The organism is Fervidicoccaceae archaeon (genome assembly GCA_038734945.1).
Classification (GTDB): Archaea; Thermoproteota; Thermoprotei_A; order Sulfolobales; family Fervidicoccaceae; genus ARK-14.
This window is the reverse complement of the sequence record JAVYOA010000002.1, coordinates 54147-78397: the sequence shown is the minus strand read 5'-3', so window position 1 is coordinate 78397 and position 24251 is coordinate 54147. Positions and strand designations below refer to the sequence as shown.

22 protein-coding genes and 1 tRNA gene are annotated in these 24251 nt (G+C 41.7%); 18 read left to right on the top strand and 5 right to left on the bottom strand.

The features are described 5' to 3' along the window. Positions 1-53 precede the first annotated feature (53 nt). From QXR92_01635 to QXR92_01610, 6 genes are all read left to right on the top strand, one after another. On the top strand, positions 54-341 hold the full coding sequence (locus QXR92_01635) for a hypothetical protein (protein ID MEM0318711.1): 288 nt from the start codon (positions 54-56) through the stop codon (positions 339-341). A gap of 61 nt (positions 342-402) precedes the next feature. After that, positions 403-963, top strand: a complete 561-nt coding sequence (locus QXR92_01630; protein ID MEM0318710.1) for a YkgJ family cysteine cluster protein — start codon at positions 403-405, stop codon at positions 961-963. Between the two features lie 41 nt (positions 964-1004). Continuing rightward, complete coding sequence (locus QXR92_01625) at positions 1005-2510, top strand: AMP phosphorylase (GenBank protein MEM0318709.1); 1506 nt, start codon at positions 1005-1007, stop codon at positions 2508-2510. A 67-nt stretch (positions 2511-2577) separates the two neighbouring features. Further along, positions 2578-2880, top strand: coding sequence for a hypothetical protein (locus tag QXR92_01620; protein MEM0318708.1), 303 nt, complete (start codon positions 2578-2580; stop codon positions 2878-2880). Between the two features lie 5 nt (positions 2881-2885). After that, complete coding sequence (gene udp, locus QXR92_01615; GenBank protein MEM0318707.1) at positions 2886-3719, top strand: uridine phosphorylase; 834 nt, start codon at positions 2886-2888, stop codon at positions 3717-3719. A 5-nt stretch (positions 3720-3724) separates the two neighbouring features. Continuing rightward, positions 3725-4648: a PfkB family carbohydrate kinase gene (locus QXR92_01610; GenBank protein MEM0318706.1), complete on the top strand. Its 924-nt coding sequence runs from the start codon at positions 3725-3727 to the stop codon at positions 4646-4648. A 119-nt stretch (positions 4649-4767) separates the two neighbouring features. On the opposite strand, the gene QXR92_01605 is transcribed toward QXR92_01610, so the two are convergent. Continuing rightward, positions 4768-4852: transfer RNA gene (locus QXR92_01605), tRNA-Leu, on the bottom strand. 206 nt (positions 4853-5058) lie between these two features. After that, a complete protein-coding gene (locus tag QXR92_01600) occupies positions 5059-5814 on the bottom strand; it encodes a radical SAM protein (GenBank protein ID MEM0318705.1) in 756 nt (251 codons plus the stop codon). A gap of 75 nt (positions 5815-5889) precedes the next feature. On the opposite strand from QXR92_01600, the gene QXR92_01595 reads away from it, so the two are divergent. The 11 genes from QXR92_01595 (at position 5890) to QXR92_01545 (ending at position 19628) form a co-directional block, all read left to right on the top strand. Beyond that, the gene (locus QXR92_01595; GenBank protein ID MEM0318704.1) at positions 5890-7095 is read left to right on the top strand and encodes a DUF401 family protein; all 1206 of its coding nucleotides are present in this window, start codon (positions 5890-5892) and stop codon (positions 7093-7095) included. A gap of 140 nt (positions 7096-7235) precedes the next feature. After that, complete coding sequence (locus QXR92_01590; protein ID MEM0318703.1) at positions 7236-8486, top strand: MFS transporter; 1251 nt, start codon at positions 7236-7238, stop codon at positions 8484-8486. A gap of 66 nt (positions 8487-8552) precedes the next feature. Further along, positions 8553-8975 carry a hypothetical protein gene (locus QXR92_01585; protein ID MEM0318702.1) on the top strand — a complete coding sequence of 141 codons (423 nt, stop codon included), beginning with the start codon at positions 8553-8555 and terminating at the stop codon, positions 8973-8975. Positions 8976-8985: 10 nt separating this feature from the next. Further along, positions 8986-11925, top strand: a complete 2940-nt coding sequence (locus QXR92_01580) for a carboxypeptidase-like regulatory domain-containing protein (protein ID MEM0318701.1) — start codon at positions 8986-8988, stop codon at positions 11923-11925. A gap of 115 nt (positions 11926-12040) precedes the next feature. Next, a complete protein-coding gene (locus tag QXR92_01575) occupies positions 12041-13603 on the top strand; it encodes a type II/IV secretion system ATPase subunit (protein MEM0318700.1) in 1563 nt (520 codons plus the stop codon). Beyond that, complete coding sequence (locus tag QXR92_01570; protein ID MEM0318699.1) at positions 13590-15416, top strand: type II secretion system F family protein; 1827 nt, start codon at positions 13590-13592, stop codon at positions 15414-15416. Before QXR92_01575 ends, QXR92_01570 begins: the two co-directional genes overlap by 14 nt. Before the next feature lie 160 nt (positions 15417-15576). Beyond that, entirely contained in the window at positions 15577-16020 is a 444-nt protein-coding gene (locus QXR92_01565) for an archaellin/type IV pilin N-terminal domain-containing protein (GenBank protein MEM0318698.1), read from the top strand. A 55-nt stretch (positions 16021-16075) separates the two neighbouring features. Continuing rightward, positions 16076-17953 (top strand): hypothetical protein, encoded by a 1878-nt coding sequence (locus tag QXR92_01560; GenBank protein ID MEM0318697.1) that lies wholly within the window; start codon positions 16076-16078, stop codon positions 17951-17953. Between the two features lie 6 nt (positions 17954-17959). Next, positions 17960-18556 (top strand): hypothetical protein, encoded by a 597-nt coding sequence (locus QXR92_01555; protein ID MEM0318696.1) that lies wholly within the window; start codon positions 17960-17962, stop codon positions 18554-18556. A 10-nt stretch (positions 18557-18566) separates the two neighbouring features. Then, positions 18567-18914 (top strand): hypothetical protein, encoded by a 348-nt coding sequence (locus QXR92_01550; protein MEM0318695.1) that lies wholly within the window; start codon positions 18567-18569, stop codon positions 18912-18914. Between the two features lie 9 nt (positions 18915-18923). After that, positions 18924-19628 carry a hypothetical protein gene (locus tag QXR92_01545; protein MEM0318694.1) on the top strand — a complete coding sequence of 235 codons (705 nt, stop codon included), beginning with the start codon at positions 18924-18926 and terminating at the stop codon, positions 19626-19628. On the opposite strand, the gene QXR92_01540 is transcribed toward QXR92_01545, so the two are convergent. From QXR92_01540 to QXR92_01530, 3 genes are read right to left on the bottom strand one after another with little or no spacing between them, the layout of a single operon-like run. Next, complete coding sequence (locus QXR92_01540; GenBank protein MEM0318693.1) at positions 19602-20594, bottom strand: isocitrate lyase/PEP mutase family protein; 993 nt, start codon at positions 20592-20594, stop codon at positions 19602-19604. The two genes, QXR92_01545 and QXR92_01540, sit on opposite strands and share 27 nt — an antisense overlap. Continuing rightward, positions 20595-21824 (bottom strand): isocitrate/isopropylmalate family dehydrogenase, encoded by a 1230-nt coding sequence (locus tag QXR92_01535; protein ID MEM0318692.1) that lies wholly within the window; start codon positions 21822-21824, stop codon positions 20595-20597. Positions 21825-21848: 24 nt separating this feature from the next. Further along, positions 21849-23774 (bottom strand): aconitate hydratase, encoded by a 1926-nt coding sequence (locus QXR92_01530; protein ID MEM0318691.1) that lies wholly within the window; start codon positions 23772-23774, stop codon positions 21849-21851. Positions 23775-23932: 158 nt separating this feature from the next. Here QXR92_01530 and QXR92_01525 point away from each other — a divergent pair, with 158 nt between their 5' ends. Continuing rightward, positions 23933-24238, top strand: coding sequence for a twin-arginine translocase TatA/TatE family subunit (locus QXR92_01525; GenBank protein MEM0318690.1), 306 nt, complete (start codon positions 23933-23935; stop codon positions 24236-24238). The last annotated feature ends 13 nt before the right edge of the window (positions 24239-24251 follow it).

Genomic DNA, 24251 nt, shown 5'->3' with positions numbered 1-24251 from the left:
TTCAGCCAATATATTCTTAACACATTTTTCCGATCGATCATTAGGTTATCAAAATGTGCTTTTATAACATCGAGGCAAGATCAAAGCTAATAGATGAACTGAGAAAATTGAACTTAGATAGAGAAGCAGAGGAGAAGGCACTTCGCCTTCTTGATGCTGTTTACAGTGAGGTGCCAAACATTGATTCCGATGCTGTTGTTCTTTCTGTCCTAAAATTCATAGGAGCCAATGCTGAAGCTCTCTATGAGAAAAATAGGGAATACGGAGCGAGAAAGTGGGAGGAATCAGAGCTAATCTTGCCTTTGATACTGAGGGTAGCAAGGGAAATGCCCCTCCATTGAATGCTTCTCATCTTTTATATTCCCCTTTCTTCTTTCTCTCTCTTGGAGATGAAGAGAACATTTGGGTAAGCTAAGGATAGTAGGAATTGGAGAAAAAATCAAGTTTGAATGCATTCGCTGCGATCTCTGCTGCGGGACAGGTCCAAATGTTTCGTTAACAATCTATGATGCTGTTAGGTTAGCAAAGAAAGTTGACGTGAATATTGAGGACTTTTTGAGAACATATGTGAAAGTTATTGTCGCTGATATGATGCCTGTCATGCTTCTCCAGGGGGATGCAAAGGGAAGATGCGTCTTTTTAGGATTCGACAGAAATGAAAAAACTTTTTGCAAGGTATATGATAGCCGTCCAATGAAGTGCAGGCTTTATCCTGTGATTCTGTTCAAGCTCTCGTTGGACAAGGTTGCTATAGACGAAGAATGTCCCGGTGTAAATAGAGATGGAGATAGGCAAATCGATAAAAACGAAGCAGAAATCTACATGGAGGAGCTGAAAAAGCACTATAGCATTCTCCACAGGCTGATAGTTGAAGAGGGCAGAGAGCCTCTTGAGGCTCTTAATAGAGCTCTTAAAATTGCCATTGCTGAACTCAGTGAAAAAGCAGGAGAAAACCTTTTATAATTGTTAATATTTCAAAATACTACCCCTTAGGGCTGAGAAAAATGAGAATCAGACTAGTGGATCTCTCATTTGTTAGCAATGTTGCTCTGATTCATCAAGAGGATGCTAAATCTCTCGGCATTGATATTGAATCTAGATTGCTCATAAAGCAGAATGGAGCAGCCATAATGGCATTCTCTCCAATGATAACTTCGGAGCTTGTAGCAAGAGGAGAGATAGGGATACCTAGGGAAACAGCTAAAATCCTCAAGTTGGGGGATGGAGAAGAGGTTCTTGTAGAAGGGGTTAACGCATCGGAAAGCATCTCAATTCTCCAAAGAAAGATGAACGGAAAGAAGCTCGAAGCTGCCGAAATCAGAAAGCTCATATTCGACATGGTAACTGGAGTGCTCGACGATTCAGCGATAGCCGAATTTGTGACGCTCCAATCAACTGTTGGAATGGATGATGATGAAACATATGAGCTCATAAGGGCTATGGTGGAAACAGGGAGCAGCATTACCTTTCCCTTTCCTGTGTATGACGAACACAGCATAGGGGGTGTCCCGGGGAACAGCAAAGTAGCCATGTTGGCAGTTCCAACAGCAGTTTCCCTTGGCCTCAAAGTTCCAAAAACAAGCAGCAGGGCAATCACTTCTCCGAGCGGTACAGCAGATACTATGGAAGCACTTGCGAACGTCACACTCACTACGGAGGAAATAAAAAGGGCTCTGGAAAAAGCTGGTGGAACTATTGCTTGGACTGGACAGCTAAATTTGGCCCCAGCTGATGATATAATGGTTAGGGTTGAGAGAAGGCTCCTCCTTGATCCTCCTTCCCAGGTTGTTGCCAGCATCCTCTCAAAGAAAGTCTCTCTGGGAATAACGGGACTCGTTGTAGACCTTCCAGTGGGAAATGGAGCTAAGCTTCAAACAGAGAGGGAGGCTGAAAATCTTGCTTCCATTTTTGTTCGTCAAGGAGGAAAATTCAACATGAATGTGAAGGCTCTGATTACTTTTGGAGGAGAGCCTATTGGATATACAATTGGTCCAAATCTCGAAGCTATGGAAGCTCTAACAGCTTTAATAAAGAGAGAGGCATCTCCCAGTCTAATGGATAAAGCTATGCATATAGCAGGAGCAATTTACGAGCTTGCGGGAAAAGCCAATGTCGGTGAGGGAGAGAGCTATGCTAGGGAAGCTTTTGTATCTGGAAAGTCATATGAAGCTTTCAAGAAGATCGTTGAGTGCCAGGGTGGGGATCCGAACAAAAAACCCGAAGATATACCTCTTGGAGATTACAAAGAAACAATTTATTCAAAGAAAAGCGGAGCGGTGACTTTCATAGATAACCGCGCCTTCACAATAATTGCGAGGCTTGCTGGTGCTCCCCTTGATAAATCCGCTGGTGTGAAACTCTACGTGAAAATAGGGAACAGAGTTAGGGCAGGGGATCCCCTTTACACTATCTACTCCTCATCCTCAAAGAGGCTATCCGATGCTCTCGCTTTTGCGAATAGTGTTAAGGAAATGGAAATTGGAACAATGCTCCTGAAAGTCTTTCCCTAAATTTATAAGAACCATGCCCAATAAACATATTATAAAGAGTTTTCCGGTTGGAGCGAGGTAATGATCATTGATAGTAATAGAGGTTGATGATAAGGGCTTTCTCAATCTAACAAATAGCGGGGACAAACCTGTTACTATATGGAAAATAGAGTTCACTTACTACATCTATACCTCCCCCCTCAAGAAAAATGAGGAAGATAGGAGCGGTAGAAGATTGATTACCGAATCCGTTGACAAGAAAATTGAGCTTCATTCCGGTCAATCAATTAGATATTACACAAAGCTGCCTAGGGAGGTAATCAAAGAGGTAGTTGTTTACTACGAGGATGAAAACTCTTTTAAGAAAAGTTATGTAAAATTACAGCCTTAATGGTGATGCGCTTGAGCGGAGGGAGAGCTGATTCTCCAACGGTTAGTAACAGGATGTATCACATATCTGTCGCCCCAGGTGAGATCTCAAGATATGTTCTTCTCCCAGGAGACCCTGCTAGAGCTGACAAGATTGCTCAAACATGGGATGAGAGCAGATTGATAGCTAGACACAGAGAATATACAACATACACGGGAAAGTATAAAGGCATACAGATTTCCGTTACATCAACTGGAATAGGAGCTCCTAGCACAGCTATTGCCGTGGAAGAGCTATTGAGAGTTGGTGCTGATACATTCATAAGAGTTGGCACAACAGGAGCAATCCAACCTTATATTGAGACAGGAGATCTAATTATCACAACAGCTGCTGTGAGGCTCGAAGGGACCAGCAAGCAATATGTAATACCTGAATATCCAGCATCAGCCAGCCCAGAAGTAGTCCTAGCCTTAGTGGAGGCTGCTGAAGCTCTAGGGATCAAATACTGGGTGGGGATTACAGCTTCAACAGACAGCTTTTATCTCGGACAGAGCAGGCCAGGCTATAAAGGATATTTCCCCTCCTTTGCTAAAAACATAATTGAAGATATGAGAATGGCAAATGTTTTGAACTTCGAAATGGAATCCTCAACAATCTTGACGCTTTCTAACATCTATGGAGCAAGAGGAGGAGCTGTCTGTGCTGCTATTGCGCAGAGGGCAACGAATGAATTTACTCCCGGAAAAGGAATCGACAGTGCCATAAGAGTCGCTAACGAAGCTATTAAGATTCTCAGCGAATGGGATGAAATTAAGAAGCAAAAGGGAAAGAGAATGTTCTTTCCATCAATACTGAAGTGAGATATATGAATGGAAGAAAAGACTTCCTGCATGCTGCTGTTGGAAACATCAATATTGATCTCACAATTCATCTGAGCAAGTTGCCTGATCCAGATGACGCTATCAAGGCTAATTCTTTTTCTCTAGGCAAGGGAGGAGGGGCGCTTAATTATTCTGTTGCAGCAGCTAGATTTGGGCATCATTCGAGGCTAGTCGGTGTAGCAGGTAAGCTATTTTTTGACCTAGGTTTTCAGGAAGAGCTCAGATCTGAGGGGGTCGACATCTCCTCAATTTTTCTCATGAGGGATGAGCTTCCAGGCTTTTCTACCATAATAAATGTAGAAGGGGAGCAAAGAAGGCTTATAACTTACAGGGGAGCAAATTCATCTCTCTCTCCAGCAGTAGCAGCGAAAGGCATATTGGCAGAGCCAATCCCCAACGTGGTCCATTTTGCTAGCGTCTCTCCCAAATTGTTCAAACATACCCTAGACCTTCTGGGAATCCAGAGGGAGAAAATGGTAATATCATATGATCCAGGAACAGAAACTTTGGGGAACGAAGAGGAAATAAGAAAAACAATGGAATTAGCAGATATAGTTTTTCTAAATGAAAAGGAGGCAAAGCGCGTAATAGGAACAAATACAGAAAATTACTTGAGAGAAAAAATTGAAAGGGAGAATTTTATATTGGTCCTGAAGAAGGGCTCAAGAGGCGGCTCCGTAATAACTGCTGGAGAATCCTTTTCAAGAGAAGCCCCTATTATTAAACCTGTAGATACCACTGGAGCAGGAGACGCATTTGATGCTGTCTTCAATGGGTGCTATATCGAAAGAGGAAGACTGGGAGACTGTCTAGAGCTAGCAGTTGCCGCTGGAAGCTTGAAATCCCTTCACTCAGGTTCGTCATCATCTCCAACAAGAGCTGAAATAGAGAAATTTTTGAAGAAATGATAAAAACAAGCTTTCTCTTTTAAGAAAACACAGCTCTCAAGCCATTTCAACATATAAATTCTCCAAGCACATCTTGACTCTGCTTCCCGGCTGCATACATTCTCTCAATTTCTTAGGAGTGCGGGGGGTGGGATTTGAACCCACGCAGGACTCCTCCATCGGAGCCTGAATCCGACCCCTTTGACCATGCTCGGGCACCCCCGCCCAATTACGAGAGATGCTCGCAATCATAATTCTTTTTCAGGAAAATAAAGATTTTATCCTCGAGCTTTTCAAAAAAACTAAAGCACTTCTCGTCCTCTCTTCAAAGGATTTCAATCACAAGCAGAAATTTATTAGTTGTTTCTTGATATCAAGCCAATGTTCCCCAATCTAATTAGCATTTCTTAATCTATTCACGGAATCTTCATTTATGGTTCAGTGTAGATCCTTGGCCTGAGACCTTTTACTCTAAGCAACTCTCTCACATGTGGATAGAGGATCACAATTTCCTCTTCTATGTTGCCAATAAAAGCTTCATCTATCTCATATATTAAATCCTTTAGCCTTTCACATTCTTCTTTTTTGCTGAAGCTGATCATGATTGCTGGATGGACGCTCACATTCGAATCCCTGAGATTCTTCAGAGCCTGAAGCTGATATCGAAAGAAATCCCTTCTTGCTCCAGTTAAAACTTCAAAATCTTCATCATTGCATCCTTTTATTGAAACCCTAACATGTAGAAATGAATATTGAGAGAGAAGTGAAGCATACTCAGGAAACCTTCCCAGAAGGAGGCCGTTTGTCTCCAATATAAAAATATAGCTCGAGGATGCTTTTTTCAGAGCATCTAGTACCTGAACCAAGTGCTCAAAAACCAGAGTAGGTTCTCCTCCACTTACTCTCATCCTTTCATATCCTCTCTTCTCAGAGATGCTCAATAGCCTCTTGACAACATCCTCGGGGGACATCATTTCTCCTATGAACTCATATCTCTCTCTTTCTCTCCAGCCCCAACAGAAACTGCATCTCAGGTTGCATCCAATTACATCTGCTGTAGCTATTCCTCCATACCATGAACCTCCCCTGAATCTGTAGTACTTTCTCAGCACACTATCTTTCACTTTCCTTGAAACTGCACTTTCAACTTTTTTCCCAAGTTCAAATGGGTCATAGGCTTCTTCCATGATTTCTCATAAAAGCTTTTAACCAACAGCAACCTTTTTCTTTTTCTTAATTAGAAGGTAAAAGATGAAGGTATCATGATAGAATTAGCGATAATAGCATTTTCCTTTGCAACCATAATATTGCTGGTAGCAATGAGGAAGGACATCAACATTGCATTGCTTACTGGATCTGTAATCCTATTGGCTTATTTTGCTGGAATGAACTTCTATAGGGTAATAGCAGAAACCCTAACAGATAGCAGGACAATTTTTCTTCTGGCAACATCTCTCACAATCTCTCTGCTAGCTGAGCTATATAGAAGATCTGGAGGTATAACTGAGCTCAGTAGGTCGCTTGCCTCTAAGATAAGAAGCCCAAGAGGAATATTGATTCTTATTCCTTCAGTCCTTGGCTTGCTTCCAATAGCTGGAGGAGCACTTATGTCAGCACCTATTGTGGGAGCAATAGGAGAGAATTTGGGAATGAGCAACGAGCTCATGATTTTCCTCAATGTATGGTTCAGACACTTCCTCTTTCTCTTCTATCCTATGGGACAAACTTTGATAGTCGCTTCGGCTACGATGGGAATAAGTCCCATAGCATTGGCAGTCCTTCAAATACCAATTGCTCTCTTCATGGCAATCTATGGACTCATTTTTACCAGAGGCTATAAGGGTGATTATAAAAGCAGCAATGCATCATCCGTGAGCCTCTGGAGGAGCGGCACCCCTATGCTGAGTGCAATAGTAGCCTCTCTCGCACTGAATCAACTGATTGGAAATTTTGGGATTCCAATTGGGATTTCAATAGGAATACTGCTATTGATCTATCTACTTAAACAGGGAAAACGCGATCTCATAGCCTCACTGAAGAGCAAGATGGTTGTCTCTCTTACAATCTCTTCCTTCTCGATAATGCTTTTGCAGCACTCTATAATGAGCACTGATGCCTCCAAGGCAATTTCCTCTACCATAAACAATAGCTCTATTCCAACAATAGTTCTTGAAACAGTCTTTCCAGGCATTCTTTCTGCTCTAACATCTTCTCCCATCACAGGAATAATAACTATGGCTCCAATCCTCTCGTCCATGCATCCTCTATCAATTTATGAGGCCTCATTAATATATACAAGCAGCTATATTTCATACACTGTTTCTCCAACCCATCTGTGCCTAATTTACACCGCAAATTACTTTAATAGAGGAGTCACAAGTAGCTACAAATACATGTTACCAGCAGCACTATCTGTCATATTTTTCACAATAATCTACTATTTCATCCTTCTGCCGCATGTTTTCTGAGGAATTGCTTTCTCGGTTCTTCAATAGCATCTCTCTGAATGTCGGATAACCAATATTAACTTTCTGAAACAAACAAAGCTAGGAACTACCGCAAACATTAGAAAGAAGCAGAGAGACCATGAGAGCGGTGAGCAATATATATGGAGAAGCCACTGTGGATAATATCAGCAAGCGTATTCGCATTCAGTTTCACCACTGCTGTCATAAATCTGACCTCTGGACTGAGAGTCTATTCTCTATCTCATTCACCTTCACTTCTCTCTCTAACTACGCTTGTTTATAACGTACTCTACACAATCACGAGCTACTATTATGGAAAAATAGCCTATAGAAGGCTATCTCAAGTAGAGCTATTAATTACATCCTTCTCCACTATCGGTCTTACATCATTACTTATGGGAATCATCCCTGATCCCTATGCTGTGATATCCATGAATGCTTTCTTCGGAGCAGGCGCAGCTATTGGTTCTCCCACACTTACAGCAGCTCTCGTCAGCTACCTCATGAAGGACAGCATTGCAGTAACGAGGTATAATATACTTGTTAGCTTGGGAACAATATTTGGCTATTTAACAGCAGCCTTCATGGGAGCTCTCCCCTCATCGTATATTCTCATCTTCAATGGGGCAATTCTGCTCTTCTTCACCCCTCTTCCTGCTTTTCTCCCTCCAAAATTCAAGGTAAAAATGCAGGAAAAAATTGCCCTTGCACCGATGCTTTCCCATCTTGTCGGAAGAGTGAGATCCTTTCCCAGCGAAATCGTGCATTGGGAGAAGCTCATATCATTCGGAGAAGCGGGAAGAGAAATGAGAAAAATGCTGAGAATAAAAATAGGAAGGGCCTCAACGCTTACACTAATTGGCACTGTTGCCCTGTTTACAGCAATCAATACTTTTTTCACTCCAATGCCAGCATATCTGAAAATTTTCAAGTACAACGATAAGGAAATATACGCTTTGTACTTGCTTAGCAACTTTACAACGCTACTGCTATATGATTTCATAAAGGGGAAGGTTGGTAGTTGGAATGACACATGGAAAGTTCTCGTTCTCTCGGTCTCTACAAGGCCTTTTCTATTTCTCCTTCCTCTTTTAACCTACTTTGTTCACCCCATAATCATATTTCCTGTTCTCTACATTGCTGTTGGAGCAACCTGGGCTGGCATATCTGCGTCACTCCCTGTAATATCAATGATGCATGCTTCTCCTGAAAAGAAAGGTGAATCAGTCAGTAAAATGAATGCAATGACGAGCTTGGGAGCAATTCTTGGGTCCTTCCTTGCCAGCGTTATTTCCGAATTCGGCATAATTTATACTTCTCTTATTGCGAGCATTCTCGCTGCAGCTTCAGCACTAATATTCAAGAAGGCTTCCTCATCTCCCGTAGACTGATCATGAATAGATTTAAATAAGAATGGAACGATCTCCTTCTTGATAAATGGGAAAGAGGTGTTAGAATTGAGCACATCATCGACACTCATTGAATTTGACAACTTGGACAAGCTAAAACAATTCACCGATAAAAAGATCGCAGAGATCAGCGCTGAGCTCGGAGAGATTCTGAGAAGGATTGATCTAATGCATGGAACTCTTGAAGTTAAAAAGAAGTTCTACGAAGTTCTCAATATAAAGCCGCAGGAAAAGCCATATGAGGGAATCAATCTTGGTGGAGACATATTTCTAATGGTTGATCCTCCTTCCGAGACCTTGGTCAATCTCTATGAGTCTCTTTCAGAGAACTTGAACAGGAAACTAACAGCATATAGGAATTTGAAGAATGCCCTCTCGAAAATACCTTCATCGCCTGAGCTTCAAGTATCAGCATCTCTCATACTCGAGAACGACATTCCAAAGTACATAATTATAAAAACATCGAAATAGGTTGTACAATTTGACATTTACTACTCGTGTGTTCATTCTCATTTCAATCTTTTTCCTTCTATCGTTTTTTACTATTACAGCTTCATCGCAGAGTATAGAATCAATAAGCCTAAATGAACTGGAAAAAACAGTTGGAAAGCCATTCATTTATGGAATAGATGCCTCTTTTCCAAATCCCTGGATAGTAAACAGAGGTTCTTCCTTTCTCTATCAGCCAGACTCTGACCACATTCAAATATACGATTACTTCAACAATGCAATAAAATTCACCTATTCCATAAATGGAATAGTCACATCAGTGGATGAAAGCTATCCTCTGCTAGCTATCGGTACAAGCAAAGGAGAGGTCATCTTCATAGATGAATCGTTGAACTATACTGTAAAGAAGTTTGAAGGATCCTTTGGTTCAGTCACAAAAGTGCTTGCACTATCCAGCAGATATGTATATGCTCTCTTCTCTGACGGCTCTCTCATTCAATACGATTCTATGAGTGATTCATGGATCACCTATAGACCATTTTCATATTCCACTACCTCCGAAAACGTTCAGCAGTATCAAGTTTTGGATATCTGGAAAGATGGGGGGAACCTCCTACTTTTATGCTCCCCAATATATAGCCCCGTGGGGAAAATATACATACAGCTGTCTCCTGCAACAAACGAAACTTCTATTTCTGGAATAAAGATAATCCTGAACTTCACAGATACAGGCTTTCTCCTAACTGGAACAACCGATGAAAATGGATTAGTTCAATTCGGGGTTCCTCCTGGAGAAACTCCATCATCTCAAGTTTCAATATACATATCTTCATCAAAGCCAAATTTCTTCTATTTATATACTTCAACTCTAGGCGATCTGCTGAATAAAATGAATGTAATTTCCTATCCTCCACAATCTCTCCCTTTGATATACCTTTCATATGTAAGCACAAACTACATGCTCTACCTTGCAACCCCCTCTCCCTCAGGTCTAAAAGTTATTAACAGCATTTCCTTCACGGCAGACTCTGTGAAGGGATTACTGGTTGAAGATGGTAGCTTGGGCTTCAAATATCTTCTATTGCTTTCCAGAGGTGGCTACCTCAGCATAGATAGGCTTTCTCCCTCTCTAATCCTATTGGGAAGAGATACTTACTCTCGCACTGAGCTCTCTGCCTTTGATTCCGATTCTTCAGGAAACTACCTTCTTCTTGGCTTCACTGACGGGACTCTTGTAGCATTGAAGCTGACACAGCAAGGCTATAACGTTTTTCATAGTTATAAACTAACTTCATCTCCAACCCTCGTAAAGGTAATTTCCACGTCTCCTCTATCTATTATCACCTATGATGGAAATTACTTGAGTGCGCTCATTTATTCACAGAGCAACTACACTTTTTGGCCAATCCTCAGAACTTCTGATTCCTTCGGATATTATGTAGGAGAAGGCTCTTTAGCCCTGTTCGGGACCGATGAAACACTCATATTCTTTTCTCCTTCACGGACATTCGTTCTCGATGGCATTAAGGAAATCTTTGCCTACAATACACTGGATTTGAGAACTAGAACGCTCAGCACCATAAAGATAAACGTTCTTGGTGAGGATGGAAGCATACCCACGTCCTTCTCAGCAATCCTGAAGGGAAAAATAACGTATGTCTCAAATGCTACAGGTGAAAAGCCGCTGATCTTCAGAAACGTTCTACCTGACAACTATACTCTTACAGTTATTCCATCTCAAAATATCTATGATTCTCTTTCAGTGAAGCTTTCAGTAACTGGAGATGGAACGTTCAACATTTCCCTCCCTCTTCACGTTTTCACTGTTACCTTTGAACTGATTGACAACCTAACTGGGGGGCCTCCTAAGGGGAACTTCAGCTACAATCTTGTTCCTCAAAGAGGAAATGCTACTATTGGTTCCTGGGAACCTTCAAAAGGGGATCTGAAGCTCAATATAACATATGGATTATATACGATAGCCCTCACACCCCAATTTTCCTCAATTTATCCTACAATTTCCTATTCCTTCAGCGTTCCAGAGAATCTAAACATTATTTTGAACATAGCTAGGCTGAGCTATCTTTTCGGAGTACAAGTGATAGATTCATTAACAAATTCTCCAGCTTCTGGAGCGTTCAAAGTTGAGATAATTGACACGCTTGGAAACGTTCATCAAGGAACTACCGACTTCAATTCAATAGCATATGTAACCCTGAATGATGTTGGGAACATGAGCATTCTGATTTCTCCAGCAGATGAAATAACTTCAAAAACTTTCTATGAATTAGCGACGAGCTATTATATAGACTCTCAGATGGTCAAGCAATTCAGCTTAGTAAGAAGAAACTATACCTTAACTATAAGCATTATAGATCTCGACACAAACATACCCGCTTCAGGAATCACAGTAAAAATATCTTCTTATACAAGAGTTGTTGGTGCCAATGGAACGTATGTATTCGAGCTTCCTGCGAATACATATGTAGCGACAGTTCAGGGAGGAATCTATGTCCCCACTCAGAGAACAATCTCTCTATATGATAACAGCAGCATTACAATAGGGGTTAGGAGAATCGTTGGTACATTAACTGTAAGGATTCTTCAGTCAGGAGGAACACCAATTTCTAATGCCATTATAAACATAGATGGTATAGACAATGTCAACTCATATACCTTTATCTCTGATTATACGGGGGAAATAACAGTGAATCTTCCTCTTGGTCTATACAAAATAACAGTCAGAGCGGCAGATTATGTTCCCCAGGTCCAAGTGTGGAATGTATCCTCAACTTCTCCGCAAACTGTCGAGATTAGAATGAGCTACACACTGCTGGGATATTTTAAAGCATATGGGATATATATGCTCATTATTGCAGTATCAGCAATCCTAATTCTGTACATGAGGAGGTATGTGAGGAGAAGGCTTGACCTTCTAGCTCAGAAAGAGCTGGAGGAGGAGGTGTTCTGAACTGCCTTCCCTCAAAATTAAGAAAAAAGGCGAAACTCCTTCATCGAGCAATAAGATAGGAGACGACTCCTTATTCTTCGAGAAGCTATTTGAGGAAGGGGTAACACTATATCACATGCAGAGAGCAGGAGGAGCTGCTTTCATAGAGATTTCTGGGAGCTACAAAGAAATAGAGAGATATCCATTGAATCCTCCTTGGGCCTATGCTAGGATAATGTTCAACAAGGAAGATGGAACATATTTATATGTGGTAGACGAGGTTTCTCTTTCTCCGCTTGAGAGAAAGATCTATGGTATATTGATAAACATAATGATACATGAGCTTCAGCCACCACCAAGTGGAATAGACACAATGGCATACTTCAGAGAAAAAGCAAGGGAAATTCTCAGGAAGTATGCAATCCGCTTGGGCAAAACTCCAGGAGTTTCGTGGGCTAAAATGATGTACTATATTGAAAGAGATGTTATTGGCTATGGATACGTAGATCCATTAATGAGGGATCCCTACATAGAAGACATCTCCTGTGATGGAGTAGGGAAGCCCATATATGTATGGCATAGAAACTATGAGAGCCTCCCCACAAACATTAGAATTGACGATGAGGAAGCTCTTGACAGCTTTCTAGTAAGGCTATCGCACTTAGCAGGAGCGCACATCAGCGTAGCTTTTCCAATTGTTGATGCTATACTTCCCGGGGGTCATAGGTTGGCTGGAACGTTCAAAAAGGAAGTAACCACGAAGGGATCCACATTCACAATCAGAAAATTCAGGGAGGATCCAATAACCCTAGTGGACATGATAGGCTGGAAGAACCTTCCAGAGGAAATGGCCGCTTATCTATGGATAATGCTAGAGCACAAGATGACAGGTTTAGTCCTAGGAGTGACGGGTTCAGGAAAAACTACAGCTCTAAATGCCATAGCCTCCTTAATAAGACCATCAATGAAAGTCGTAACAATTGAGGATACACCTGAGCTCAGGCTTCCACTGGAGAATTGGGTCCAGCTTGTGACAAGGCAGAGCTACGGAATTGGAACAGAGAAAATTGGAGAAATCAATTTATTCGATCTAATTAAGGTCAGCTTGAGGTACAGGCCAGACTACATAATTGTTGGAGAGGTGAGGGGAGAAGAGGCATATGCCCTCATGCAGGCAGTTGCTACTGGACATGGGGGATTGACAACTCTTCATGCTGAGAACGTTGTTCAGGCAATAAACAGGCTAACCAGCGAGCCAATGAACACGCCGAAAAGCTTCATACCTTTCCTGAACTTTGCTCTTGTAACCAAGAGGCACATGCTTATCTCTCCAGAAGGCTCTCTCCAAATAGTGAGAAGAATAACGAACCTGTGGGAAATTCTTGAATATGGAGACTATGTGGAAATTTTCAGATGGGATCCAAACAAGGATGAGCATAGAGCAGATTTCTCCAAAAGCACAATGCTGAAGAAAATTGCCGAATTGAGAGGCAAGGACTGGGAATGGATCATGGGTGAGATCGAGAAGAGGAAGAGAGTACTAAAGTACTTGAGGATTGAGAACAAGAGGTTCTATCTTGATATAGCCAAAGTTGTGAGAACATATTATCAGAAGCCCGAGGAGCTTATGCGTGAGGTAAACGAGAGGCTTCTCTCTTTCAAAAGCAGAGAAGAAGGGGGAGAACTTGGAGGAGCCTAAGAAAAAGGAAAGGAAAATTACCTTTTCTCTTGTCTATGAGAGGCTCTCTCTCGTTTACTTCGGTAATTTGGGAAAGAGGCTTGCCAAAGCCTACGAGCTGGAGGATAAGCTAAGCAAGGCTATGATATTCACGCATCCGGTGGTTTATGCTTCAAAGCTGCTGATGGACACCACTATAGTTGGATTTTTTTCCATCATAGCAGCCATTGTTCTCTTCGCAAGATACAATCTCTTATATTCTTCTCTAGGAGTGCTAGGGGTCATTCTCCCCGTCCTGGTTCTCTTTGTACCTGCTCTCTTCTTTATAATTAAGATAGCACTTCTCAGTTCAGCCATCTCCTCAAGAGCTCACGAGGTTGAATCGGAGCTTCCCCTCTTCGCTTCCTATGTAACATCGATGGTTGTTTCCGGCATAAGCCCGGAAAGAGTAATAGAAACAGTTGCTGATTCCGATCTCTTCCATGCAATAAAGAAAGAAGCTCAATTAATAAGGAGGAACATGAGAGTGCTTGGACTGGATGCGTTGAGTGCTATAGAAATGGTTGCCAAAAATCATCCCAGCAGAGAATTCAGAGAGTTCATGATGGGCTATACTTCCACAATAAGAGGGGGAGGCGATGTTTCCCACTACTTGCAGCTGAAGACAGAAGCATACTTCAAGGAAAAGGAGAGAGATATGGACAAGCTTGTGGAAAAAGTTAGCCTAATATTGAGCACCTACATGATAATCTACGTTCTTGTGGGGCTCACGATAAACATTGTAATAGCAATACAGGGGGCTGGTCTGGCTAAATTCATTGGAACTTCAACAAATGTCACTCTAATGATAATAATGTTCAACTTTATACTCATGCCCATGTTGACAATATTCATGATAGCGATTGTTGGAGGAACGTTACCGAAATATCACGTATCCTACCTGGAGCCGTATCTTTCGCTTTTTATATCTGTTCCCTCAGGAGCACTCATTTTCTCCATATTGATGGCTATGGGAGGCTACAAAGCCTTCATTACTCCAGATAGAACAAACATGACGATAGCAATTTCCGCTATTGGCTTTTTCTTCATTGCAGCATCAATACCCCCAATGCTTGAATGGAAAAGGATAGATACAAGGGAAAGAGGGGTAGTGAGATACCTTGGCTCCTTCCTTACAGATTTATCAGAGATAAGAAAAGCAGGACTCAATCCAGAAAAGAGCATAATCTATCTTAGCTCAAGGGACTATGGTAGCTTTAACCCAGTGCTGAAAAAGCTCTCCGCATCTCTTCAAATAGGATTAAACATAAAGAGATCGGTAAGGCTTGCAATTCTCGGATATAAGAACTGGTTCATGAGAACAATAATGAGAATGCTAGTTGATATTATAGAATATGGAGGTGGAACCCCGCAGCTTCTTGATACAATAGCTTCTTATGGCAGAAGGCTCTCTGACTTCGAGACACAGCTTAAATCAGCTCTGAGGACCGATACCTTTCTTCCATACTTGGGATCGATTTTGAACATAGTGTCAACAGTAATGATAATATATCTAATGGTTAGCTCCATCAGCATAATGCAGCCTATGGGTCCAGGAGGTGCTGTGGGATCTTCCATGGCAATAAATCCAATATACCTTTCTACATTAACCTTTCAGCTGCTCTTGAGCCTTATTCTGAATTCTTGGTTAGCAGGTCTGCTGGTTGGAAAGTCTGTAACTACATCAGTGGCTGGCGGGTTCAAGCACTCTGCTATCTTGGCGGCTGCGAGTGTTGCAGTAGCACTCATAACAATAAATATTTTGCTAATTCCTCTATTTTCAATTCCAAGATGAATGTTACATTAGATATTACAATCAGAAACAAGATTAGATAAGAAAGAAAAGAAATAAATTTATTATGATTAAATTGACAAAAAATATAAAAAGAATATGATACGCATGGCATTTTTTAAACCTACCATTTAAATTAGAATAAGTTTAGAAAGGTGAGAACTTGAAGGAAAGGGCAATTTCACCAATAATAGCAACGGTAATACTAGTGGCTGTAACTATAGCACTAGCAGTTGGAGTGGCGCTGTGGATGTCAGGCCTGATAGGGGGAGCAGGTTCAAGAGAGCAGTTGCAGATAATGCCGGATAGCTACATGAATGTAAGTTCAACAGGAAGTAATGCTGTTATATACTTACATATAAAGAATGCGGGAAGCATTGACTCTAAGATAATATCAGTAAGAGTAGATACAACAAACATTGCCGGAACATATGCTCTGGGAACTACTACAACAAGCCTTCCAATTACAGTGAAAGCTGGCAGTGACATCTATTTGACGATAACCCCCTCAGGAAACTTCCCTCCAGGAAAGTCGTACAAGATAACTGTATATACTGATGCTGGGGGAAGCTATTTCATTGAATTAACTCCCACAGTCGTTTCCTGAAACAGCGCTAAATTTAATTTATATTTTTTTAAATATATAACTAGAGGAAGAAGCCTTGAAATCAAGTGCCAATATAATAGCTGGAATAATTTTCGTTGTGATCCTCATAACACTTATATTCCCCCTCATGGAAAGTTATATAACTTCATCCACGCGTCTTGCTTCCAACATAAATCAGATGCTTGGAAGCGCTATGACCAGGATAAATAAGGCACTGGTGCTTACCCTTTACTCCGATGGAACGCTTATAATAAACAATGGTGGCACATCAGCTGAGAGATTATCTTACTTGATTCTCAATTCCTCTGGCAATCTCATTTTGGTTCCAATGAATTCCTCAGGAATTTCTTTTCTCTCTCAATTCTCTCCCTCATACACTGGGAGTGTCCTAACAGGAGATCTTTACACAACAATTTCCCCTGGTTCCTCTATAACGCTAAAATTTCCCCTGTATCTCTACTATCCAGTAGCTTTGGTCACTGTTGATGGAGCCATAGCATACGTGCAGGAAACCCAGAGCATCGTTTCCTCTTTCACCAACAATTATCAGTATGGAACGAGCTATCTTTTGAACCCAGTAACATTTTTCACCTCTAATTTGCAGGACGAGATAAACAGTGGAAAAATAAAAATAGACTTGAACCTTATCAATACTCCCACAAGATCATTCATTTCAAGTGGAGCTCTCTCAGGAGGTGTATTCAGGCTTAACTCTTTGAGCTCCAATACAGCTTATCCTATGGTGCTTTACGCTCAATGCGATAATGTGACAATTTCAATAAGATTGAACTTAACTGGAAATGCTTACATAGGGTATCAGCCGGAATGGGAAAATGACCCTAACAGAAATCAGCAGTATCCAGTATTTAATATTCTTCTTGCAGCAGCCAAGGCCGACAAGCTTGATGACGGGAGGGGATACTTCAATATAAGCTCTACTGGATGCAATTTCAACATAACTTACACAAGTTCGTGGGTCCTCTCTTCTGGAAGCAATAATTTTCTGGCGAGCTGGCTCAATGGGAATGCTAATAATTCAGCGTGGAGGGTGAAGATAGATGGGCTCAATGCAACAAAAATTTCAGTTAAATACTACACATACAATCAGTACAGCGGAACTTTTTCATATTCATGGAGAAATGGAACTCAAGCAATAGGAAAATACTACTACGGGAACATTGATGAAGTAGATAGCAATATAGGTCTTTATGCCATAACTCCAGCAACAACCATTATTCTTGAGGGCACAGCGAACAGCGTGAAGTTTTACGGAATAGATACCTCCCTTGCCGGAAAGCCAAGCACATATGATCCATACCTCTTAATAGCAGACACAGATGGAAATGGTTATCCGGAGCTAATTTTCACTACTGAAGATCTTTCTTTTTCATACAAAAGTACTGGTGGAGGAAATCAAAAAATTGGATATACAATAGCAGACACATACTTAAATGGAGACACAACTACTGTAAACCAAAATCCAACCTACGTAGCAGTTGACTACACAACAACTCCATTCGTTATCATTCTCTCACAAGTTGCCATAAATGGTACTCAGTACCTTGGAGTGAATGTTGTTGCTTCGCTATACTTCCACGATAGCGTCTATGATGCCAATGAGCTCGAAACAATAACTGCTGTTGATAGATCCCTGCTTTCAATCATGGTTCTCGATGCGAACAATAGCTATTCTGTGGTTAGTTCGAAGAACTTCACATATCAGGACCTAGCATCTCTGAAATCTACATGGCCCCCGAGCACTTCCTCATTTTCCATAAACGTGGCTCTTGGAGTCCCCAACATCCCTCACCTCTACATGGTTGCAGTGGCTTTTTGGGATCCATATACATTCGATAGTAGTTCTGGTAAGAACAACGATGAAGTTACACTTGGTCTGGAGTTCATAGGCTTTCAGCTATATGCGAGGGGATAAGAACGAATGAGGGGATCTAGCGAGCTCATATCTACAATAATTCTTGTGGCAGCAGTTCTCGGAATGAGTGCTGCCCTTTGGATATATGCACAGTCCTCGACATCTAATTTGAGGAACCAGCAGCAGATCCAGAGCATGATATCCGAGAGCTCCACTCAGCTTAACTTGTTGAAAATTTCTGCTGACCCCTCTCAGGAATATTTCATCTACCAAGTAACATACAAATCCAATTCCACAATTTACGCGCTGATCTTGGGGGTAAAAGGAAGCTCATTTCTCTACAGCACTCAGGATACAATAAGAATACCTTATCTAGGAAATCCCTACATAAACATAAGCGATAGCGCTCAGTGGGTTCTCCCTCCACTTGTCAGAGTTCCAAGCTCAAGCATAATGATTCAGCCAATATACTCATCTGATTCCTCTTACTATTCTCTGGATCTGTGGCTGGGAAACAGCAATATTGGGCTCTTCAAAATAGACTTTCAATCAGCTCCCTTCACACTCATAAATGTTTCACCAAGCAGTCAATATCAGGAAGTGTTGGTTTTCCTTATACAAATAGAAAATAAATACTGGGCCTTTGCCTATTATTATCTGTAGGGAGAAATATATGGAGAATATGAGCAGATTCTTTATAAAAAGATTCAACGCTACCATATTGAAGATGAATGTAGAAGTTGTGATCGTTCATCCAGTCACAGAAAAAGAAGCAAATGCAGCTGCAGAGCTGATCAGCAAGCAGAATCCTTTTTTAGAGAGAGAGCTGAAAACGGTATCCGAGAAATGCAACACTTCAGACAGAGCTGTTATTCATGAGCTCGGCAAAATTGGATGGGTTCTGGACGATGGCATCATGGGATTCTCGAAGGAATTGGAAATTCCGGAAAAGAGCTTGAAAGTAGTTCTGGGGATCTCATGCGAAGACAAGCAGATATTTGCAACAATGTATAGGCAATAGTGATGTTAGATGAATCAGCTCATATTCATCTCTCTAGCTGTTACTCTAGTTTACTATTCTTACTTATCCTATGAGGATTGGAAAACAAGGGAAATATCCTCGAAGGCTTTCTATCTAATGATTCCTATAACAGCAGCTGTGAATTTCATATATTATGAGTTAAACCCCCTCCCAACTCTAGTTAACCTTGCAGTGGGCCTCATATCTTTCATAATGATATTCGTGCTTTCAGCTCTTGGACTCATGGGAAGAGGTGATGCTTTCATTGTATCCTATGTATTTTTGCTTAATCCATTCCCAATCTTATTCTTCGGAATACCAATTTTTCCTGGCTTCATTGCAACTGCCTTTTCCTTCTTCCTCCCCCTTTTCATAATCATGAGGAACATTATCATTAATTTTAGAAGAAAGCAGCTGTTCAATAACCTCACATCTGGAATGACGAGCTTGAGGAAGGCCTACTACTTCATTTTTGGAGAGGTTATGAGCAAGGAGGAATTTTTCAGGAAAAAATTCTATTTCCCTCTTGTTTCTTCTAGCATTAGGAGGCTCCATGCTAATGTGGAAATCGATCCCCTCTATCCAGAAAAATACAAAATAGATGACTCCTACATCATTGCCAGCTTTGGAGTCCCCCTCGCTACAGGGATCTTTATTGGATACTTATTCTTCTCTCTCTTGCTCTTTTCAGGTGCTGTTGCTCCCCTTCTCTGACTTCTTCCATTTTGACTCAGTTTCCAGCATTTCTCTTCTCATTATTTCTTCCAGATTGTCAGTTCCATACCTTGCTATGAGATCTTCCTTCGTTGAGAACTCCAGCTCCATGCTCCTCCATTTTTTCATTCCCACAATCTCATTGAACTCGCTCCAGCTGACTCCCATTGATGCTAGCTTCATGAGATCTTTCGTTTCTCTGAAGACCTTGAGAGCATCAATTATGGCTTTCGTTGCTGGATAGAGGGCAATCATCGGTATTGAAAGATATTTTACTCCAGCCTCCTCCAGCTGTTCAACTGTAAACGGTGGAGTTCTCCCCCCAGGAATTATGTTCAGAGCTATTGGAGCAGGTATGCTCTTAACAATAAGCTTTAGCTCTTCAAGCGACTGAGGAGCCTCAACATATACGTAATCTGCTCCAGCCTCAGCATAGGCTTTTCCTCGCTCAATAACTGCACTCAGACCAGCAACGCTTCTCGCATCAGTTCTGGCTCCAATAACAATTTCAGGATCCACCTCGTTTTTTGCTTTGACTGCAGCTTTGATCTTTTGAACCATTTCGTCCTTCGCTATTATCTGCTTCCCTGCCATGTGTCCGCATCTTTTTGGCCAAACTTGGTCTTCTATTCTGACCCCTCCTGCACCCATTAGAGAGAAATTGTATACGGCCCAATATACATTGAGCGCATTTCCATAGCCTGTGTCTGCATCAACATCAACAGGCTTAGATACTGCAGCTATTATTGTTCTAACTCTCTCCACCATCTCTCCATAGCTTACTAGCCCTATATCTGGCTGTCCAATCAAACTTGCTGCTATCCCATAGCCAGTGGTTCCTATAACTTCAAAGCCAGCTCTTTCTATCAATATAGCAGAGAGAGCATCATAGGCACACGGCCTGAAAAGCAGCCCAGGCCTCTGGAGAGCATCCCTAAATAGTTTACCCTTTGAAGTGTATACCATTTATTTTCCCTCCGATCTCGCTTTTGCTATGAATGACTCATAAGCCCTTTTCCATTCTTCCTTGAGATGTGGGTTTTCGATCCAGCTCAGCACATAATCGCCATATTGCCTTGTCGTGGCTCCTCCAGGTCTTCCTGTCACAACGATCTTTCTCTCGAAAATGCTGCATATGTCGAGCGCCATATCCAGCATTTCAGCCTTCTCGTTCAACCCAATGTGCTTCAACATGAGAACGGATGCCCTCAGTATGCTCTCCGGATCGGCATAAATTGCTCTCCCCTCCTTCACCATTCTAGGGGCTGTTCCATGAATTGCCTCAAACATAGCATATCTTGCCCCAATGTTAGCGCTCCCTGCTGTTCCCACACCTCCTTGAAGCTGTGCAGCCTCATCTGTTAATATGTCGCCGTAGAGATTTGGAGACACTATCACTTTGAAGTCACTCCTTCTCTCAGGATCGAGGAGCTTGGCTGAGAATATGTCAATGAACCAGTGATCCCATTTTACTTCGGGATATTCTTTTGCAACCCTTTCAGCAACTCTGTAGAACCTTCCATCTGTCTTTTTAACAACATTGGCCTTAGTTATAACGGAAACTCTGTTCAGCCCAGTCTTCCTGGCATAGTCAAAGGCCATCCTAATTATCCTCTCACTGCCAGCCTCAGTTATTACTTTGAAATCTATTGATACATCATCAATATCAATTCCCATGCTCCCAAGTATGTATTCTCCCTCAGTATTCTCCCTGAAGAATGTCCAGTCTATTCCCAGCAAGGGATTCTTAACTGGTCTCACGTTAGCAAAGAGATCGAGCTCCCTCCTCAGAGCAACGTTGGCGCTCTCAATATTGGGCCAGGGATCACCCGGAGATGGAGTATGGGTGGGGCCCTTCAATAGGACATGTGTTTTCTTGATCTCCTCAAGAACTTCATCTGGTACTGCTTTCATCACTCGTGCCCTATTCTCAATGGTTAAGCCTTCAATCTCCTTGAATACAACAATTCCCTTTTCAATCTCCTCTGAAAGGAGATGCTTGAGGATCCTTTCTGCCTCACTAACTATAATTGGACCTATACCATCTCCTCCAGCAACACCTATAACAATTGGTCTGACCTTTGTGAAATCTATAATTGCTTGGGAGGACTTTATTTTCTCCGCCCTTGCAAGCTGTTCTTCCAATATTTTCCCAAAATACTCCTTTGCCTTTTCTATTTCGGACCTGTCAACCATTCAAACTCACCCGATTTTTTTTAATTAAGAAAAATTCAATCTGATCCACGGCAGGAGACCCCCTGCCAAAATAACTTCCCTCTCCTTCTCGGAGAGATCATGCTTCAGAGAAATTGTCCTTTCTTTTCCTATTAGATGAGCTTTTACTTCCCTACTTTCGAGCTTACCCAGCTCAATTCTAATTCTATCTCCCTTCTGTACAGAATTGTAGTCCTCAGTACTGGTGAAGATCAGTGGAACTACACCAAAGTTCACTAGATTTTGCCTGTGTATTCTAGCAAATGATCTTGCCATCACTACTCTTATTCCCAAATACCTGGGAACAATGGCTGCATGCTCTCTGCTTGACCCCTGTCCATAGTTCTCTCCTCCAACAATAATTCCTCCCTTTTTCTCAACTGCTCTATCATAGAAGCTTGGATCGAGCCTATGGAAAATGAACTTTGATATTCTCTCTATATTGCTCCTGAGAGGGAGGACATTTGCTCCTGCTGGCAATATATCATCTGTTGTTACATTGTCTCCCAGCTTTATCAGAACCTCTCCCTCAACTTCCTTTGGAAGCGGATCGAAGTTGGGCAACGGCCTTATATTTGGTCCTCTTCTTATCTGGACGCTTTGTGCCTGAGATGGCGGAAGAGGAGGAATAATCATTCTATCATCAACGATGAACTTCTCCGGCATAACTATTTCTGGCATCTTTCCGAGCCTTCTTGGATCAGTTAGCTTCCCTGTTATAGCTGTTGCTACAGCAGTTTCAGGGCTAGTCAATATTACACCAGCATCCTCAGTTCCACTTCTTCCTTTGAAATTCCTATTATATGTCCTGACGCTCAGAGAGCCAGATGGAGGGGCTCCCCCCATTCCTATGCAGGGCCCACATGCATTTTCCAGAACTCTTCCTCCAGCCTCAACAATATAGTAGAATTCCCCGCTGGCTATTAAATTTAGAACTACTTGTCTCGAGCCAGGCGTCACGAGAAGCGATGTGCTCTCTGCTACTTTCTTTCCCTTCAGCGCATTTGCTACAATTTTCATATCTCTCAGAGAAGAATTAGTACATGAGCCTATGGCTACTTGAGCAATCTCATAGCCCTCTACTTCAGCAACTGGCTTAACATTGTCTGGAGAGTGAGGCAAGGCAGCAAGGGGTTCCAGCTCGCTCATATCAAGCTCGATTTCCTCATCATAGTATGCATCAGGATCAGGGGCTATTGGTTTCCACTGCTCCTCTCTCTGCTGGGCTGCTAGCCACTTCCTAGTAATTTCATCACTGGGGAAAATGCTCGTAGTAGCACCTGTCTCAACCATCATATTTGTTATTGTAGCTCTTTCAGGAACGCTTAGGTACCTTACTCCCTCTCCAGTGAACTCGAATGCCTTTCCAACACCTCCTTTTACTGTGAGTCTTCTGAGCATTTCTAAAACAACATCTTTTGCTGATACCCAATCATTCAGCTTTCCTCTCAAATTCACCTTAACTAGCTTTGGGTACTTGAATGTATAAGGAACTCCTGCCATTGCTGCTGCTATTTCCATTCCTCCTGCTCCAATGGCCAAAGAACCTATTCCTCCAGCTGTAGGAGTATGACTGTCGCTTCCTAGCAGGGTCTTTCCAGGAGCTGCAAACCTCTCCAGATGAACCTGATGGCATATTCCATTACCTGGCCTTGAGAAATATGCTCCAAATTTAGCTGCAGCTGTCTGCAAATAGAGGTGGTCATCTGGGTTCAGGTAGTCAATTTGAAGCATGTTATGATCAACATAGCTCACGCTCAATTCCGTCTTAATTCTGGGAATACCTATGGCCTCAAATTCAAGGAAAGCCATTGTTCCCGTAGCATCCTGTGTCAGTGTTTGGTCTATCTTTATTGATACCTCTTCTCCTGGTTCTGGTTTTCCCTCCACCAGATGCTCAGTCAGAATTTTTTCAAAAATACTTTTTCCCATAAGGCTTCATCCTGAAATTTTTTCTTATTATTCAGTTAATGTTTGACCTTTCATATAAATTTTTCAATTATTATAAGTGGGAAAACAGGCTGATAGCCATTTAAATAGTTAAATTTATTTAATTATTATTCGTTATTTTTAAACAGAGATGAAAAAACATGCCAGGTTCACTTGGCACACCGGAGATAATAGCAATTCTGGTAATTGCTTTGTTACTGCTGGGCCCCTCGAAGCTCCCGCAGCTAGCTAGATCTATTGGAGAAGCTCTAAGGGAGTTCAGAAAGGCAGCTTCAGGAGCTACTGATGAGGAGAAAAAGCAAATTTCTGCCATATCTTCTAAGCAAACGCTAACTGAAAGTGACAGGCAGATTATACTTGAAATAGCAAAGAAGCTCGGCATAGATGTTAATGGACTAAGCGATGCAGAAATTCTGAAGAAAATACAGGAGAAAATTGGAAAGTAGCAGCCAGAATTTC